The organism is Winogradskyella sp. MH6 (genome assembly GCF_022810765.1).
Classification (GTDB): Bacteria; Bacteroidota; Bacteroidia; order Flavobacteriales; family Flavobacteriaceae; genus Winogradskyella.
The window spans coordinates 1,138,613-1,156,560 of the sequence record NZ_CP094494.1; the positions used below are offsets into that span (position 1 = coordinate 1,138,613).

Sequence of the window (17,948 nt, forward strand, 5' to 3'; positions counted from 1 at the left end):
TTATTACACTGCTAAAGTTTCAGATGTTGCCCATTCTTCAATCATATTAGTCAATACTTGTGCAAAATCATCTCTATCATTTAAACAAGGTATTACCGTAAACTCCTTTCCGCCTACTTCATGGAAGATTTCTTCACCTTCCATAGCAATTTCTTCTAAGGTTTCTAGACAGTCACTAACAAAAGCTGGAGTTACAATAGCCATTTTTTTAATACCTTCTTTACCCATACGCTCAATGTTTCTGTCTGTATAAGGTTTTAACCATGGGTCGAAACCTAATCTAGATTGAAAGGTTGTAGAGTAAGTGCCATTTTTGAGTTTTAATTTTTTAGCCACATTTACAGTGGTAATTTCACATTGATGACGGTAACAAAACTCATGTTGTGGACTGCCCATTTTAAAACAGCATTTGCCATTCATTTTGCAATTTCCATTAGATATATCACTTTTTCTGATATGGCGTTCTGGTACACCATGATAACTGAATAAAATGTGTTCGTAATCTAAACCATCCAGCTTTTCGGCAATACTTTGAGCTAAGGCTTCTTTGTAATCTTCTCTATTATAAAATGCAGGAGTCCTAGTAATCTTTAATTGCGGAAAATGCTCAGCAACCAACTCGTCTACCTTTACATCAATAGTTTCTGTAGTTGCCATAGCAAACTGTGGATACAACGGAATGGTTTTTACCTCTGTGCATCCTTTGTCTACCAATTCCTGTAATCCCCTTTTTATACTCATGCTTCCGTAACGCATAGCCAAAGCTACAGGATAATCTACCTTATTCTGTACCTTTTCTTGAAGTCTTTCAGACAGTACAATCAATGGGGAACCTTCTTCCCACCAAATTTTTTGATAAGCCTTAGCTGAGGCTTTTGGTCTGGTATTTAAGATGATTCCTTTTACCAATAATGTGCGTGCCCAAAGAGGAAGGTCAATAACGCGTTCATCCATTAAAAACTCATCCAAATACTTCTTTACATCCTTTGGATTAGGGCTATCTGGTGATCCTAAATTAACAAGTAAAACTCCTTTTTTCATTCTTCAATTTTTCTAAAACAAAAATACAACCCTTTCACTATACAACACAATTGCATGTATTGGTTTTATTTATAATGCTATGTTAAATACTGTTTTTACTTTTTTTGAGTTGTTATATTTAACAAGGAATATCTATAATATTAGTTTTTAAACGAGTTTTAATAATTAAGCATGGCTATTTCAATGATTTAAATATCTTTACGAGTCCTGATTACAACGTACAAAATGAAAAAAATTCTTACAGCCCTAATACTTACAATTTCAATAACTGCTTTCTCACAACAACAATATCAAAGTCTACTTTGGAAAATTTCTGGTAACGGTTTAGAAAAACCATCGTACTTGTATGGCACCATGCATGTAAGCAAGAAAGTTGCCTTTAGATTAGATGATGTATTTTACGATGCACTTAATAAAAGTGAATGTATTGCATTAGAGTCTGACCCTATCACATGGCCAGGTTTCAACTATGACATGATGATTGACCAAATGGCCTTATATAACAATTACAGACAAGGTTTTTACACCAATCTTTTTAAGTTAACCCATCCGGAAGAAATGGCAGTTAGAGCTTCGGTAAGAATGGATAATGGAGCCGTAAATGCTTACTTGTATAGAAAAAGTAATGCTTCAGATAATTTTGAAGAAGAAACTTATCTAGATATGTTTATTTATCAAGCAGGTAAGAAAAATGGTAAAGAAATTTATGGATTAGAAAACTTGGCAGAATCTCGCTACTTAACCACCAAAGCAGCATATAACACCAACAAAAAAGATATAGATCCTTGGCTACAAAAACTTTATGCTAAAGAGAACCCTTATCTAATACAAGAAAACCTTTATCGTGATAGAAATTTAGATCTTTTAGATTCCATAGGAGCAGGTTCTAATACGGAATTTTACAGAGAAAATATGCTCTTTATTAGAAATGAGAATATGGTAAACTCATTGGTAGATTTAATGCCAAAAAAATCTGTTTTTGCTGGAGTTGGTGCTGCCCATTTACCAGGAGATAAAGGCATGATTAATATGCTTCGTGAAAGAGGTTATACGGTTAAAGCCTTAACATCTGAACAAACCGATTACAGCAAAACTGAAAAAACAAAATTAGACAGTCTTTTTGTAAATCCGATTCTTAAAAAACACGTTACACCAGATGGTTTTTTAAGCCTTAATACTTACGATGAATTACGCGAATTCTCTTATGGTGGACAGAAGTATTATTTAGATCCAGATATGACTAATGGAGCCTATTTAACGGTAAACAGAATTAGCCGTTTTACCTACTTACCAAATGAAAAAGAAAATATGACGCTAAAGGAAATCGATGATTTACTTTATGAAGACATTCCTGGTGACATTGTTAAAAAAGAAGAATTAAAAGTGCCTTATCCTGGACTTAGCATCGTCAACAAAACAAAGAAAGGCGAATTTCAGAAATACCATATTTATCAAACACCTTTAGAAATTATTATCATAAAATATGCTGGTCGTAGCGATTTTGTTCTTAAACACGAAGCCAAAATATTTAATTCTATAGCGATAAAAACACCTTCAGATTCTTTCATAACATTTGTGTCACCAGCTAAAAAATTTCAAGTTAAGTTTCCTGAATATTACGTAACAAGTAACATAGAAAACAAAGGCAAAAAGCTATTAGAAGGCTATAAAGACGACGCTTACTATTTTGTTGAAGAAGCTTCACTTCACGATTTAAGTTATATTGAAGAAGACAGTTTTGAAGCTAAATACTTTCATCACGCATTGTATTTAGACTATAAACTAGAAGAAGCTGAAGGCGGATTCAAAAGAGGTGATTACAAAACCTATGAGTCTCGCGCTGTTTTAGACTCTACATCTGGTAAAAACTTACACTTAAAAACTGTTGTGAAAGATGGAAGCTACTACCTTTTAGGCTATGTAGGCACTAATAAAGAAGAAAAAACAGACTTTTTTAAATCCTTTAAATTCAATAAAACAGACTATTCTGGATTTGAGAAATTGGTAGATACCTCACTTCATTTTACGGTAAATACCAATGCCAAATCTCCGTTACCAAACCCTTATGGCTATGGTTATTATGGGTCTGATAAAAACGATAAAGATTACGAAGAAAAAACAAAGTCTACAACCTACTCTACAAAAGCGAATGAGCAAATAGAAATTACAAGAACCAAATTTCATGACTTACAGATGTTTCACAACGTTGATAGTCTTTGGCAAGATATAGAACGTAAAGCTAATGGAGCTACTCGTTACTACGCTCCACAAAAGAAATTTAGAATTTTTAACAGGTCTAAATCCCAAAAGGACAACATCTATGCCTACACGTTTAATTACACAGATAGTAATAGCGCTAAGCAAGTAATGGTTAAGAATATTCTCAAAGAAGGTGTACTTTTTGAACTGAAAACCCTAATAGACTCTATTAGCGGACCCTCTAAATTTGTGACCGAATTTTACGATTCCTTTACTCCTATAGATACTTTAATGGGTGAAGATGTGCTTAAAGATAAAACAAGACAGTTTTTTGAAGCCCTTAAAGAAAATGACAGTATTATTCTAGAATCCTACAACCTCGTTAAATTCAAAAAGTATAACAGCAGAGATATTGTTTCTGTTTTAAAAGATTTTGAATTTGATAAAGAGCGTTTAAATATAAAGTCTCACCTGGTAAGCGAACTTGTTGAAATAGACCTAAAGAACAACTTAGACTTTATAAAACAATTGTACTACGATAGCTATTCTGATCCTCAAACCCAATCTGCCATATTAGAAGGTTTGTTCGACTCTAAGAAAAAAGAGAATTTTGAATTGGCAATGAGCTTAATGGATCGTGATCTACCACTTGGTGGCATAGGAGGAATATTTTACAACTACAGAAGGGATTCGTTAGAATTAAAAGCATCTATGTTTCCTAAAATTTTGCAATACAGTACTATTAGCGAGTACAAACAACCGCTTTACGACTTATTGGCACGTGTTAGAGACTCTGGTTTAATAAAAACCAAAGCCTATAAAAAGTACAAAAACCAAATCATAAACGATGGTAAGATTGAAGTAAAGCGTAGTTTGAGCAACTCTGGTTATGGCTATAACTCTTATTCAGACGATTTATCAACTTACGTTAAGTTAATTTTTCCATACCGAAATGAGCGTACTGCAAAAGACTTTTTTGAAAAGATGCTAAACGTAGATGATACTTCGGCATTGGTAAGTTACTATATATTATTAGCTGAAAACAAAGAGAAAATTCCAACAGAGTTAAAAGAAAAATTGGTAGACGATGAAGAAAACCAACACAGCCTTATAGAAGAACTTGATGAAGCAAAACTATTTAACACCATAAAGTCGCTTAATATTAGTCAACAACAGTTTGCGAAATCTAAACTATTGGCTAATGCAGATTACGAAAAAGAAAAAGACTCTCTTGTCTTTTTAATGAAGCGTGATTTTAAAACCGACAAAGGCAATAAAGATGCCGTAATGTACTTCTTTAAAATAGATAAGGACAGTGAGTATTCTGGTAAATCTGAAGTACTTCATTATATCTCTTTCATAAAACCAAAAGATGGAAAAAAACTCGTTGTAGATTATTATGATATAAGCAATGGTTACGGTACTACTGTAGATGAAACCAAAGAACTAGACGAGCAAATTGAAGAAATCATTAACCTAGCCATATACAAAGACCGAAAACGGGTAACACCAACCTCACGTGGTTATAATGGATATTATGATTATTAGATTGAATAAATCCCTTCTTATTGTATTCGTTTTGTTGATAAACAACCTCAGTTATTCTCAAAGCTTAGACAGTTTACAACTAAAGAAATTTTACAAGGAAATAGATTCTATTGAATATTCGTCTGATGATTTTAACAAATTAAAACAACAAATCAACTCTAATAATAACACTCTAAAGTTAATTACTGATAAAGCAATAAACGGAAGTAAAAATCATGCAGAGTTGCTTGAAATTTTAGAGTTATCATTCGAGAATGCTAATACCAAGTATGGTGAAAAGAATGTAAAAAGTCTGATTTATTCTTATTACGAATCCAACGAAATATTAGAAAAATTCAAGAAGTTAGACTCAAGTTTTCAGGCTCAAAACAACAGATTAAAATTAGAGCAAGATTCTATTTCTAAAAAAGTAGAGTTTAGTGATGAGGTTAAAAAAGAACTTGAAAATTATAGGAAACGAATAGATAGTATTAAAGGGAATTAATATTACTTATTGTTCTAAGGATTTCTTGTAATTCCTCAACTGATTTACCATCTCCAAATGGTTATAATTATTAAACTCCTGAAGAACTTTCAGGTATATAGAATCATTAGGCTTTCTTTTTATAAACGATTTTAGCAACTCTTTACTTCTAACGCTATCTCCTATCGTCATTAGCATTGTAGCCATACTCAACGTGTCTGTTTTAGACCAATATTCTTCCTCCTTTTTAGAAAATACTTTTCTAGCCATTTCATAGTATACTTCCGATTCAGCTTTTTGGTCAAAAAGCTCCAACAAAAATGCTGTGTTTGAATAGTATTTATAGGATTCAGGATCTAGTTCTATTAGTTTTTTATTCAATCTTAAAGATTCTTCAAAATTTCCTGTCTCAAAAGTTAACTCTGAAAGAATCCTATATGCATCAATGTTTGAGTTATCAATTGAAATTATTTTCTTACAGTCTTCTATTGCATCGCTTTTATTTCCAGAAATTCTATTAGCGTTTACTTTATCAAATAGTGTAGCTATTTCTTTTTCTTTATTAAGATTACAACTAAAAAAAAGGAAGATTAATACTAAGGGTATAATTTGTCTCATGCTATTATTAACTACTTGCCATAATATACTTCTTAGGTGTCGTTCCAAATTTCTTTTTAAAGGCTGCAATAAAATGGCTCGCTGTACTGTAACCTACTTTTAGTCCAACCTCATTAACATTATGATTACCCGACTCTAAAAGTTTGCGAGCCACTTCCATTTTATAGTCTAGTAGAAAACCATAAACCGTATCACCATAAATTTGTTTAAAGCCTTCTTTTAGTTTCTTTAAGCTTAGCCCAATAGTTTCAGATAACTCTTGTAAAGTTGGTGGCTCGGCCATGTTAGCAATAATAATATCTTTTGCTTTTTTGAGTTTAGCCACATTAACCTCATCGACTAAAAATGGACATTGCTCAACATCCGCATCTTCATTTCTATTAAAGTACAAACTCAAAAGCTCATAAACCTTTCCTTTAAAATACAGTGGTTTTATCGTTTGGTTAAGGTTAAAACTAATCATTTGGTTTAGTACTACAGCCATAGAGGGATTTATAGTACCATCAGTGTAGTACTTTTTGTTCTTATTTTCATCCGATAAAAAAGTAACGTAATTGGCATCTTGCGAAAACAAACCATGAAACTTTTTTATAGACATCACAAAAGACACTAACCAAGAATGTGGCTTCATCTCTAAACAAATTGGCAAATCGCGTTGCGGATTATAAAGTAGCAAAGATGTTTCTTCTTTAATGCTTAATGTATACGTTCCGTTATTAAACACAAAATCGGCAGACCCTTTAGTACAAAAGTGAAACTGTATATATGTGCTATCAATCTCACGTTCAAGAATTTCCACATTATCGTTTTCATTCTTGTGTGTCAACACAAAAAAACCATCTTCTATAAAAGTTTCATCAAAAGTACCTCTAGCGATACTTTTTGAAACCATGTTTTCTAATTTCATTTTCTCGTTATTTAGATTCGTTCTAAACTAAGAGTTGTAAAACCCCTGATTTTACAGTAAAAATATGACAAAAATCATGTTTTTTGAAAAAATACTCTTAAAAAACCCGAAACGACACTTTAAGTTCTTTTAGCGTTATTTTTTTTGTAGCATCAAACATAAATTTGCTTTGTTAATTTCCAAGTCAGGTAAACGAGCGAATGCAACATCACAAAAACACATATTTTTATGCCATAGGTCTTAGCTATCAAAAAGCTGATGCCGAAGTGCGTGGTCATTTTAGCCTAAGCGATACGGCTAAACAAAACCTATTAGCAGAAGCAAAGCAAAATGGAATAGAAAGTCTTATTGTAATTTCTACTTGTAACCGTACAGAGTTATATGGTTTTGCTGAGCATCCTTACCAACTTATACATTTACTTTGTGAAAACACAAAAGGTACTGTAGAAGAGTTCCAAGATGTAGCTTATGTACACAAAGGCAAAAGCGCCATAAACCATATGTTCAGAGTTGGCTCTGGTTTAGACAGTCAAATTTTGGGCGATTTTGAAATTATTAGCCAATTAAAATTTGCGGCGAGGGCTTCAAAAAAAGAAGGTTTATTAAATTCATTTACTGAGCGTCTTGTAAATTCCGTAATTCAGGCAAGCAAACGCATCAAGAACGAAACCGAATTATCTTCTGGTGCAACATCAGTGTCTTTTGCTTCTGTTCAGTACATTATGAATAATGTTGAGCACATTTCAGAAAAAAACATTCTACTTTTCGGTACAGGCAAAATAGGTCGTAATACTTGCGAAAATTTAGTAAAGCACACTAAAAACTCGCACATCACCCTTATTAATAGAACAAAAACTAAAGCTGAAGAAGTTGCAGGAAAATTCAATCTTATTGTAAAAGATTACGAAAATCTTGAAACTGAAATTAACAACTCTGATATTGTCATAGTAGCTACAGGTGCTCAGAATCCAACGGTTTACAAAGATTTAATTACCACAGAAAAACCATTGTTAGTTTTAGATTTATCCATCCCAAAAAATGTGAACGAAGATATAACTGAGTTAAAAAATGTATCTTTAGTACATATGGATGATTTGGCTAAAATTACGGACGATACTCTAGAAAAGCGCAAAGCATTTATACCTAATGCAGAAGCTATTATAGAAGAAATTATGGCCGATTTTAATACATGGCTAAACACCTTAAAGTTTGTACCAACAATACAAGCCTTAAAACATAAACTTACCGATTTTAAGAATTCGGAATTAAATACACAACGTAAAAAATTATCCGATTTTAATGAAGATCAAGCAGAACTGATTACCAACAATATTATTCAAAAAATTACCAATCAGTTTGCGCACCACTTTAGAGAAGACAACGATACGTCTGATGAGAGTTTAGAACTCATCAAAAAAATATTTCAGCTAGAAGAAACTTCACAGAATGTCTAAAATTATTCGCATTGGCACACGCGATAGCCAATTAGCACTATGGCAAGCTAAAACTGTACAATCGCAGTTAGAACGCTTAGGTCACAAAACCGTATTAGTACCTGTAAAATCAACAGGAGATATTGTACTTGACAAACCATTATACGAACTAGGTATAACTGGCATTTTTACCAAGACTCTAGATATCGCCATGCTTAATGAAGACATTGATATTGCAGTACACTCATTAAAAGATGTTCCTACAGTTTTACCAAAAGGCATTGTACAAGCTGCCGTTATAAAACGTGGTAATGTTAACGATACTTTGGTGTTTAAAAACAATGAAGAATTCTTATCAGCAAGAGACGCTGTAATTGCTACAGGCAGCCTTCGTAGACGTGCTCAATGGCTTAACCGATACCCAACACATAAGGTTGAAAACATACGTGGCAACGTTAATTCAAGATTACAAAAACTTGAAGACAACGAGCATTGGAATGGTGCTATTTTCGCTGCTGCTGGTATTGGTAGATTAAACATAAGACCAGAAAATGCTATCAATTTGCATTGGATGATTCCTGCTCCTGCGCAAGGTGCCATTATGGTTACTGCTTTAGAAAAGGATGAAGAGATCCTAGAGATTTGCCAGGAAATTAATCATGAAGAAACTCAAATTTGCACAGCAATTGAGCGCGAATTTTTAAACCGATTAGAAGGAGGTTGTACTGCTCCAATTGGTGCCTTAGCTTTCATTAAAAATGAAGAAGTCAATTTTAAAGGCATCCTTCTAAGTAAAGATGGTACCAAAAAAATAGAAGTTGCTAAAGTTGTTCCATTAGGTAAGCATCATGATTTATCAGAATTTTGTGCCAATTACATTATAGGTAAAGGTGGTAAAACACTTATTGACCAATTACAACGTAGCGATAAGGAAACCAATATATACTCTACCAAGAAACTTACAGACGACCAATTACTATTATTTCATAACGACGTTGTTGCCGATAGTAATGATGCCATTAAAATAAGTCTTAATCGTATTCCAAAAACGATAGTGCGTAATGAAATTAAAAATGTAATCATTACCAGTAAAAATGCTGTTGAAGCTTTGCTTCATAATTTTTCGGCAATAGAGTTACAGTTCAAAAATATTTATTGTGTTGGCAGACGTACAAAGCGTTTGGTTGAAAAACGAATAGGCAAAGTCACACATACTGAATCTAATGCTAAAAAATTAGCCAACTATTTGGTTGAATATATAGAAGGCACAGAGGTTACCTACTTTTGTAGCGACTTGCGATTAGATGATTTACCTAACATTCTATCTGAAAACAACATAACAGTTAACGAAATTGAAGCCTACCAAACCAAGTTTGATGCTGATAAAGTTGACGCTAAAGTAGATGGAGTAATGTTTTATAGTCCATCAACAGTAGAAAGCTATTTAAAACAGAATAAAGCCACTGGTATTGCTTTTTGTATAGGCGAAACCACAGCAAAAGCAGCAAGTCAGTATTTTGAAGATGTTCGTATTGCAAAAGTACCGACTGTTGAGAGTGTTATTGAGTTGGTGAATGATTATTTCCTGCAAAAGCAGGAATCTTAAAAAACTAAGTTACAATTAAACTAGATTCCTTCCATATAAGGAATGACAGAACTATGATAAAGAACGATTTATACCTACGAGCTTTAAAAGGAGAAACTGTAGAACGACCACCTGTATGGATGATGCGTCAGGCTGGCAGATACCTTCCTGAGTTTATGGAAATTAAGGCTAAATATGACTTTTTTACACGTTGTCGTACTCCTGAATTGGCAAGTGAGATTACCGTACAACCTATTCGTCGTTATGGTATGGATGCTGCTATTTTGTTCAGTGATATTTTGGTGATTCCGCAAGCCATGAATATTGAGGTAGAAATGAAACCTAATTTTGGTCCTTATTTACCAAATCCTGTGCGTTCTCAGAAAGATGTGGACAATGTTATTGTTCCAGATGTTCATGTTGAGCTAGATTATGTAATGCAAGCAATAAAAGCTACCAAGGAATTACTTAATAACGAGATTCCGCTTATTGGTTTTGCTGGTTCACCTTGGACAATCCTTTGTTACTGCGTACAAGGCCAAGGTTCTAAAAACTTTGACAAGGCTAAAGAGTTTTGTTTTACAAACCCTGTTGCGGCTCATAATTTACTTCAAAAAATAACAGATACTACTATTGCTTACTTAAAAGCAAAAGTAGCTGCTGGTTGTAATGCTATTCAGATTTTTGATTCTTGGGGAGGCATGTTATCTCCTGTAGATTACCAAGAATTTTCTTGGCAATACATCAACCAAATCATTGAAGCTTTAAAAGACGATGCTCCTGTAATTGCTTTTGGTAAAGGCTGCTGGTTTGCTCTAGGTGAAATGGCAAAATCTAATGCGTCTGCTTTAGGTATCGATTGGACCTGTTCTGCTAAAAACGCACGTTACTTAACTGGTGGAAACATTACATTACAAGGTAATTTTGACCCAACGCGATTGTTTTCACCACCTAGTGAAATCAAAAAAATGGTGCACCAAATGATTAATGAATTTGGAAAAGATAAATACATTGTAAATTTAGGTCATGGTATTTTACCAAATATTCCGTTAGATAACGCCAAGGCTTTTATTGATGCTGTAAAGGAATATCAAAGCCCATCTTAATCTTCCTAAGGGGAGGAAACTAAATGGGTTCGGAATGTAATTTGTAACATGGTAGTCTTTAGAGCGTCTACTATGAAAACAAATCTTAATAATTTCCTTTCCTAAAGAAAGGGTTAAGGACAGGCTTATGATACAAAACATTTTTAGAGGACTCCACGTTTACACAGGTGCTTACGGATTGATTTCAAAATTAAAACTTTGGAAATATTTCGTTATTCCTGTAATAATTAGTGTTGTTGTTTTTGCTATGATTTTTGTTTCAGCTTACGGGTTATCCGATAATCTTGGTGAGTGGATTGCTGGCATTTGGGTTTGGGAAACTGGTAAAGCTACCTTTACAGCTATTTCAACATTCTTTAGTGGCATTGTAATTTTTGCGATAGGACTTATTCTGTATAAGCATATTATAATGGCATTGTCTTCGCCTTTTATGAGTCCCGTTTCAGAAAAAATAGAGGCCTATTTTACAGGCAAACCAGCCAAGAATTATGTGAGTACCAATTTTTCTAAACAATTGGTTAGAGGTATAAGAATAGGTATGCGAAATTTATTTAAAGAATTAATCCTTACCATTCCTATTCTCATTCTTAAATTTATTCCTGTCGTAAATATTTTTTCAACCGTATTACTCTTTTTGGTTCAGTCGTATTATGCTGGTTTTGCTAATATGGACTATACTTTAGAACGTCATTTTAAATACAAAGAAAGTGTTGCTTTTATAAGGCAACATAGAGGTTTAGCTATTGGCAATGGTATTGGTTTCTTACTGTTATTACTCATTCCTGTGGTTGGTGTTATCTTAGTACTGCCATTAAGTGTTACCTCAGCATCAGTAATTGCAGTAGATTTATTGTTTGATGATGACGAAGAGATTGGTTTTGAACCTTTTGATAAAATAGAACTCAGCTAATGACATTACGTTTTAATGATTTTGAAATTAGTGCTGTACACGAAGGTGATGCCTGGAAGATTTGCGACTTTTGCGTTGCTAATTCAGATCGATTAAAACGTTATTTCCCAAAAACACTAGAGCAGAATTTAAATCCAACATTATCACAACTATTTGTAGACAAAAAGGTGAAGCAATTCAAATCCAAAGAAGAATTTTTGTTCACTTTAAAACATTCTGAAAATCGAAAACTAGTTGGTCTTATCTACATTAAAGAGCTCAACTGGGATACAAAACAAGGCGAATACGCATATTGCGTAGACTACACTCTAAAAGGTAAACAGTTAATGTCTAAAGCGATTTCAGAATTAAATCGGTTTGCTTTTAACGAGTTGGGTTTAGAAACTATTCAAATTATTGCCCATAAAGATAACTTATCAAGTATTAAAGTCGCTTTGAACAATAATTTTGAATGGCAAAAAACACTTAAGAATGAATTTACTCCTATCGGTGAAAAACCTTTGGATATGGAGTTATATGAATTATATAAAAGTTAGATTTTGAAAGACAAATTTTACAACTACATACAACAATTACAAGACACCATCACTTCTAAACTTGAAGCTATTGATGGCAAAGCAAAATTTCAAGAAGATCTTTGGAAAAGACCAGAAGGTGGTGGAGGAAGAACTCGTGTTATAGAAAACGGCAATGTGTTTGAAAAAGGAGGTGTTAATATTTCTGGTGTACATGGCAAATTACCAGATAGCATGCAGAAGTATTTTGGTGTTGAAGATGCTGATTTTTTTGCTTGTGGATTAAGTCTTGTTATTCACCCTAAAAGTCCAATGGTGCCAACTGTACATGCTAATTGGCGCTATTTTGAAATGTATGATCAAGATGGTAATATTGTAGATCAATGGTTTGGTGGTGGACAAGATTTAACGCCTTACTATTTGTTTGATGAAGACGCTAAACACTTTCATCAAACCTGTAAAACAGCATGTGATAAACATAATCCTGAATTCTACCCAAAATACAAGGCACGTTGTGACGAATACTTTTACAATGCGCACCGTAACGAAGCACGAGGTATAGGTGGCTTGTTTTTCGATTATTGTAAAGCAAGTGATTATATGAAAATGGAAAACTGGTACGATTTCGTTACCGAAGTTGGTGATAGCTTCTTAGAAGCATACGTGCCTATTGTTGAAAAACGCAAAGATTTAGACTATACTCAGGAACAACGCGATTGGCAAGAAATAAGACGTGGCCGTTATGTGGAATTCAATTTAGTACATGATAAAGGCACACTTTTCGGACTTAAAACCAACGGACGAATTGAAAGTATTTTGATGAGTTTGCCACCACATGTGCAATGGGTTTACGACCATCATCCTGAAAAAGGAAGCGAGGAAGAAAAATTGATTGATGTTTTACAAAATCCTAAAGAGTGGGTTTAAGATTCAAAATAGTGTCGCTGTTTCTCTTTTGTGGATTCTTACACTCACAACAAGACAGTCTAACTACAAATGAATATATAACAACTTTCCCAAGCAAAATATCGACTAGAATTTCATTAGTAAATACTTCCAATAGTTTTATTCTAAATGATGTTGCAAACAATGCCAAATACGAATTAAAACCGAATGTAAGGGAATATTTAGGTTTTTCAGTTCTTTTCAGAAGTATTGAAATAGATTATGGGTTTTCTCCTCAAATTTTTAATGCTAATAAAGACAATGACAATTCTAGGCTCTTTAACCTAAACTTTAGGATGTTTATGGGTCAATGGATGCAAACGATTGATCTTTATAACCAGAAAGGGTTTTACTTTTCTTCAAATGATCAAAGAGTCAATCTCAGTGGTGTAAAAACCTTTAAAATAGGAGGATCAACGTCTTATATTTTCAATAAGAATTTTTCGTTTAGAGCTATAGGTTTTCAAAATGAGTGGCAAACTAAAAGTGCTGGTAGTTTTGTCCCATCTATATATTACTATTACACAAAATACCATTTAACATTAGAAGATATCGATGAAAAGGCTCACTCTTATGATATTGCTCTCGGACCTTCATACTATTACAATTTTTGCTTAAATCGAAATTTTATATTCTCCTTGGGTGCTCATGCTGGTGTGGGTTTAAATCATAGTTCAAATCTTGGAGAAGGAGATTTTACTTCAATTTTATATGATTTTTCTGGGAGAGCAGTAGTTGGTTATAACTCTGATACTTTTTTTGCTGGAATAAATTCAAACATCATCTTACTTGAACATAAAATTGATGCCTCGACAGTACAAGATGATACGATTCCTTTTTTAGAATTCTATATTGGTTATCGTTTTAATGCTCCTAAAAAATGGGTTAAATTTGCTGATGATTTCAATAAAAAATATGGATTATAAAACAGTAACTATCCTTTTTTATAATTTGAATATGACTTAACATTTTCATCATTCCCAAACTGTAGCTGTATTCAAATTATTTTTCAGTTCATTAGATCTATGGAATAGTCTGGCTTTTAATAACAATCGCCTACCTTCAGGTTGCCTTGTGTAAACCAATTTGGTTTTTCCCATGTGTTTTACCCAATGTTTCAGAAAGCACTGTGCATCCTCTTTATTTTTACCAAAAACTTCTGGAACTGGATAAAAATTCTCAATATTAAATCCCTTTTTGAAAAAATTGGTGTTGATGATGATATATCTCGGAGATGCCACTGGCTCTAAAAGTTCAGTTAAGGTCTTAACAAAAAAAGCTTCTTCATAATTACTAGCACCTTTTAAATTACAAACCACAGCATTAGAAAATAATTTATGAGAATAAACTTTAATCCTATTTCGATCTGTATTTAAAAGTTGCATCTCATCCATAGTATCAACAATTGCCAATCCCATATTTTTGATTTTTCTGTGTAAAAATCCATGTCTTAAATAGTAAACTGTAGCCTTGTAAAGTTTATAACCGAAATAAGCCAAGGCTATAAAACCAACAATCTTTAAGCCTGAAAGAATCTCTGGTGGAGCTGTAAGATTGAATGCTAACAAAATACTACCGAAAAAGAATACTACTAAAACCAAAACTATTTCGATGATGATTAACTGCGATGCTTTTGCAAAATAGAACTGTCGCTGCGCTTTAAACTGAGGTGTTTTAAAATCTTGAAGTTGTACCTGTCTGGTTAATTTATTGCCTTCACCTATTGAGTTTTTCCAATTCAAAAAGGTCTGCGCTCTTCCCACAGAATTGGTTACACTTGATGCATTTAAAGTCTCTAAATCTTCAACAGATATTTCATTTGGGATACCCAAACGTTCAAAACCATTTGTGATGTATGGTAATTTTGTGTTGGTAATACCAACAAATGCTTCAAACCTTCGTTTTAATAATTCTAACTCTTTTCCTCCATATTTATCCGTAGGATCAATGCAAGCCAAATGCCAAATGTTACTGGTTTTTTGAGGATTATTTGCATCTCTTCTAATGGCTCTTCCTCGCATTTGGTTAGACGACACAAAAGACCCAACAAAAGAAGCCAATATTAAACTGTTTATAGATGGTGCGTCCCATCCTTCGCCAAGCAAGGCTTTTGTGCCTATTAAAACTTTAAAAACACCATCTTCAAAAAGTTTAGTAATAATACCGACAAGGGCTTTTCTCGCTTTATCAGAACCTGATACTAAGACAAAATTATCGTCTCCTTTTAAGGTTGTAAACACATACGAATTTTCATTGCCATAGGCTTCAATAGCGTGCATTTTTGAGTAATGAATTACAACAATAGTACCTGTAAGCACTGCCAAATCCTTGTTATCTACAGAGCTCGCTCTCAGATAATGAAAAATAGGAACAACACCTATCTTATTAATTTGCTCAAAATCCTGATCTGAAGTGTTTAAGAATTCTTTCCGAACATAGTCCGTTAACACCACACAGCGCAAATCATCTTTAAGTGATAGTCGTTCTGAGTTTACAATTTCTACAATACTTTCAAGCTTACTAGGACTAAAAGCCAATGATTTGTAAACTGTATCATTACCTGATAAATTAACCTTGTTTTTCTCTAAAAGATTAAGTTGTCTTAGTTGTTTTTCGAGTTTTGAAAGATATTCTTCATAATCTTCAAGTTGCTCTCTGTCTTCAACTAAAAGGTTTTGCAACAGAATTTCTAACCATTCAATATCTAGCTTCGGAAAGCTAACATTATCTGTTTTACTCAATCCTAAAATGCTCAATCTATAATTATCTACAGGAATATTAACTGCATTAAGCGTTATAAGAAGTGATGAAAAAAACGTGGTATTGGCATAAATTGCATCTTCATAATCTTCTGGATTGGTGTAAAAGCGATGATTTTCAATAAGCGAAATAAACGTCTCATCGCTTAACAAATCTGCTTTTAGCGTTTCAATATTATCTCTATATTCTTGAATGTGATGCAATTCAGAATCATACGGTTTTGAGAAGTAAACAAAATCTTGATGTGGACTCAAATCCTTTTCCCTTATAAGACTTGGCACTGAGATTTCATCATCTACATCGCCACAAAGCGTAAAATATTTACTCACTTCTAAACTCGAACTATCGTAAGGTGGTGTTGCTGTTAATGCCACAATAAAATAAGGTTTGCTCTTTTTTAGAGCGATTAAACAGTTCCACCACACATTTTTTAAATGATGTGCTTCGTCTAAAACGAGTGTTTCAATATTGTGCGTTTTAAAAAATTCAAGAAAGTCCGTTTTATCCTCAAATGATTTATAAAATGAATGCAGAGACTGATAGGTAGAGAATGTAATATCACTTGGGTTTTTCACATCAAACGAAAAGGCTTCAAAAGCCTTGTTATCTGTAAAAAACGATTGCAGTCTATCTTGCCATTGATCTCTAATGGTTAATGTTGGAGCTAACACAAGCGTCTTTTTTCCTATTCGTCGAAGAATTTCAATACCTAAAATTGTTTTACCAGAACCAGGTGGTGCGATGACATGAAAATGCTGATCTGAAATGTGTGTCTCAAAATTATCTAATAGTTGCTTTTGGTAGCTTCGCCAAGGAAATTGAAATTCTAAAAGACTGAGACGTTCTAACACTCTAAAATGGGTTATATTGATTAACTTTGTATTTGCTAAAAATAAGCATATTCACTTTTATATTCAGATTTACAATTATGTTCCCAATACGAAGAAATAGAAGACTAAGAACTAACGAGGCTATTAGAAGTTTAGTTAGAGAAACTTATATAACACCAAACGATTTTTTAGTGCCTCTTTTTGTTGTAGAAGGCAAAGGCGTTAAAGAAGAAATTGCTTCTATGCCTAATTACTATCGTTTTAGCCTAGACTTACTTAAAGACGAAGTAAAAACACTTTGGAGTTTAGGATTAAAATCGGTTTTGCTATTCGTTAAAGTTGACGATAAATTAAAAGACAACAAAGGTACCGAAGCATTAAACCCAAATGGTTTGATGCAACGCGCTATACAAACTGTAAAAGCCGTTTGCCCAGACATGTTGGTAATGACCGATGTGGCTTTAGATCCATTTTCATCTTATGGACACGATGGTATTGTTGAAAATGGGAAAATCATCAATGATGCTACCGTTGAAGTTTTAGCAGAAATGAGTATCTCTCATGCTGAAGCTGGCGCCAATTTTGTAGCACCAAGTGATATGATGGATGGTCGTATTCTTGGTATTCGAGAGGCATTAGATCAATCTAACCTAATCGATGTTGGAATAATGAGTTATTCTGCTAAATATGCATCAGCTTTTTATGGCCCTTTTAGAGATGCCTTGGATTCTGCTCCTGTAGATATGGTAGATGTACCGAAGGATAAAAAAACCTATCAAATGGACTTTGCCAACAGAGAAGAAGCACTAAGAGAAACCGAAATGGACATTAACGAAGGTGCTGATATCGTCATGGTAAAACCTGGATTGTGTTATTTGGATATCGTTAGAGACATTAAAAATACTTTTGATGTTCCTTTAGCTGTTTACCAAGTATCAGGTGAATATGCTATGCTTAAAGCTGCAGCTGAAAAAGGCTGGTTAGACCACGATGCTATAATGCTAGAGCAAGTCACAGCAATTAAACGTGCTGGCGCAGATATTATCGCCAGTTATTTTGCTAAGGATGTTATGAAATTGATTTCGTAA

At 33.4% G+C, this 17,948-nt stretch carries 14 protein-coding genes; 10 read left to right on the plus strand and 4 right to left on the minus strand.

The window, feature by feature from the left end:
• Nucleotides 1–3: 3 nt before the first annotated feature.
• Complete coding sequence (gene hemH, locus MST30_RS05130; protein WP_243473309.1) at nucleotides 4–1,041, minus strand: ferrochelatase; 1,038 nt, start codon at nucleotides 1,039–1,041, stop codon at nucleotides 4–6.
• A gap of 225 nt (nucleotides 1,042–1,266) precedes the next feature.
• On the opposite strand from hemH, the gene MST30_RS05135 reads away from it, so the two are divergent.
• Together MST30_RS05135 and MST30_RS05140 are read left to right on the plus strand one after the other, a co-directional pair.
• Entirely contained in the window at nucleotides 1,267–4,788 is a 3,522-nt protein-coding gene (locus MST30_RS05135) for a TraB/GumN family protein (RefSeq protein WP_243473310.1), read from the plus strand.
• Nucleotides 4,778–5,272, plus strand: a complete 495-nt coding sequence (locus MST30_RS05140; RefSeq protein ID WP_243473311.1) for a hypothetical protein — start codon at nucleotides 4,778–4,780, stop codon at nucleotides 5,270–5,272. The genes MST30_RS05135 and MST30_RS05140 overlap by 11 nt, the downstream gene beginning before the upstream one ends.
• 6 nt (nucleotides 5,273–5,278) lie before the next feature.
• On the opposite strand, the gene MST30_RS05145 is transcribed toward MST30_RS05140, so the two are convergent.
• Nucleotides 5,279–5,869, minus strand: a complete 591-nt coding sequence (locus MST30_RS05145; protein WP_243473312.1) for a tetratricopeptide repeat protein — start codon at nucleotides 5,867–5,869, stop codon at nucleotides 5,279–5,281.
• Between the two features lie 7 nt (nucleotides 5,870–5,876).
• On the minus strand, nucleotides 5,877–6,776 hold the full coding sequence (locus MST30_RS05150; RefSeq protein ID WP_243473313.1) for a helix-turn-helix transcriptional regulator: 900 nt from the start codon (nucleotides 6,774–6,776) through the stop codon (nucleotides 5,877–5,879).
• A 200-nt stretch (nucleotides 6,777–6,976) separates the two neighbouring features.
• On the opposite strand from MST30_RS05150, the gene hemA reads away from it, so the two are divergent.
• The 7 genes from hemA (at nucleotide 6,977) to MST30_RS05185 (ending at nucleotide 14,196) form a co-directional block, all read left to right on the plus strand.
• On the plus strand, nucleotides 6,977–8,230 hold the full coding sequence (gene hemA / locus MST30_RS05155; protein ID WP_243473314.1) for a glutamyl-tRNA reductase: 1,254 nt from the start codon (nucleotides 6,977–6,979) through the stop codon (nucleotides 8,228–8,230).
• Nucleotides 8,223–9,815, plus strand: a complete 1,593-nt coding sequence (hemC, locus tag MST30_RS05160) for a hydroxymethylbilane synthase (protein WP_243473315.1) — start codon at nucleotides 8,223–8,225, stop codon at nucleotides 9,813–9,815. Before hemA ends, hemC begins: the two co-directional genes overlap by 8 nt.
• 53 nt (nucleotides 9,816–9,868) lie before the next feature.
• The gene (gene hemE / locus MST30_RS05165; protein WP_243473316.1) at nucleotides 9,869–10,900 is read left to right on the plus strand and encodes a uroporphyrinogen decarboxylase; all 1,032 of its coding nucleotides are present in this window, start codon (nucleotides 9,869–9,871) and stop codon (nucleotides 10,898–10,900) included.
• A 127-nt stretch (nucleotides 10,901–11,027) separates the two neighbouring features.
• Nucleotides 11,028–11,810, plus strand: coding sequence for an EI24 domain-containing protein (locus tag MST30_RS05170; RefSeq protein WP_243473317.1), 783 nt, complete (start codon nucleotides 11,028–11,030; stop codon nucleotides 11,808–11,810).
• A complete protein-coding gene (locus MST30_RS05175) occupies nucleotides 11,810–12,346 on the plus strand; it encodes a GNAT family N-acetyltransferase (protein ID WP_243473318.1) in 537 nt (178 codons plus the stop codon). The genes MST30_RS05170 and MST30_RS05175 overlap by 1 nt, the downstream gene beginning before the upstream one ends.
• A gap of 3 nt (nucleotides 12,347–12,349) precedes the next feature.
• Nucleotides 12,350–13,252 carry an oxygen-dependent coproporphyrinogen oxidase gene (gene hemF / locus MST30_RS05180; RefSeq protein WP_243473319.1) on the plus strand — a complete coding sequence of 301 codons (903 nt, stop codon included), beginning with the start codon at nucleotides 12,350–12,352 and terminating at the stop codon, nucleotides 13,250–13,252.
• Nucleotides 13,243–14,196, plus strand: a complete 954-nt coding sequence (locus tag MST30_RS05185; RefSeq protein ID WP_243473320.1) for a DUF4421 family protein — start codon at nucleotides 13,243–13,245, stop codon at nucleotides 14,194–14,196. Before hemF ends, MST30_RS05185 begins: the two co-directional genes overlap by 10 nt.
• Before the next feature lie 48 nt (nucleotides 14,197–14,244).
• On the opposite strand, the gene MST30_RS05190 is transcribed toward MST30_RS05185, so the two are convergent.
• Entirely contained in the window at nucleotides 14,245–16,881 is a 2,637-nt protein-coding gene (locus MST30_RS05190; RefSeq protein ID WP_243473321.1) for a DEAD/DEAH box helicase family protein, read from the minus strand.
• A 77-nt stretch (nucleotides 16,882–16,958) separates the two neighbouring features.
• Here MST30_RS05190 and hemB point away from each other — a divergent pair, with 77 nt between their 5' ends.
• A complete protein-coding gene (hemB, locus tag MST30_RS05195; protein WP_243473322.1) occupies nucleotides 16,959–17,948 on the plus strand; it encodes a porphobilinogen synthase in 990 nt (329 codons plus the stop codon).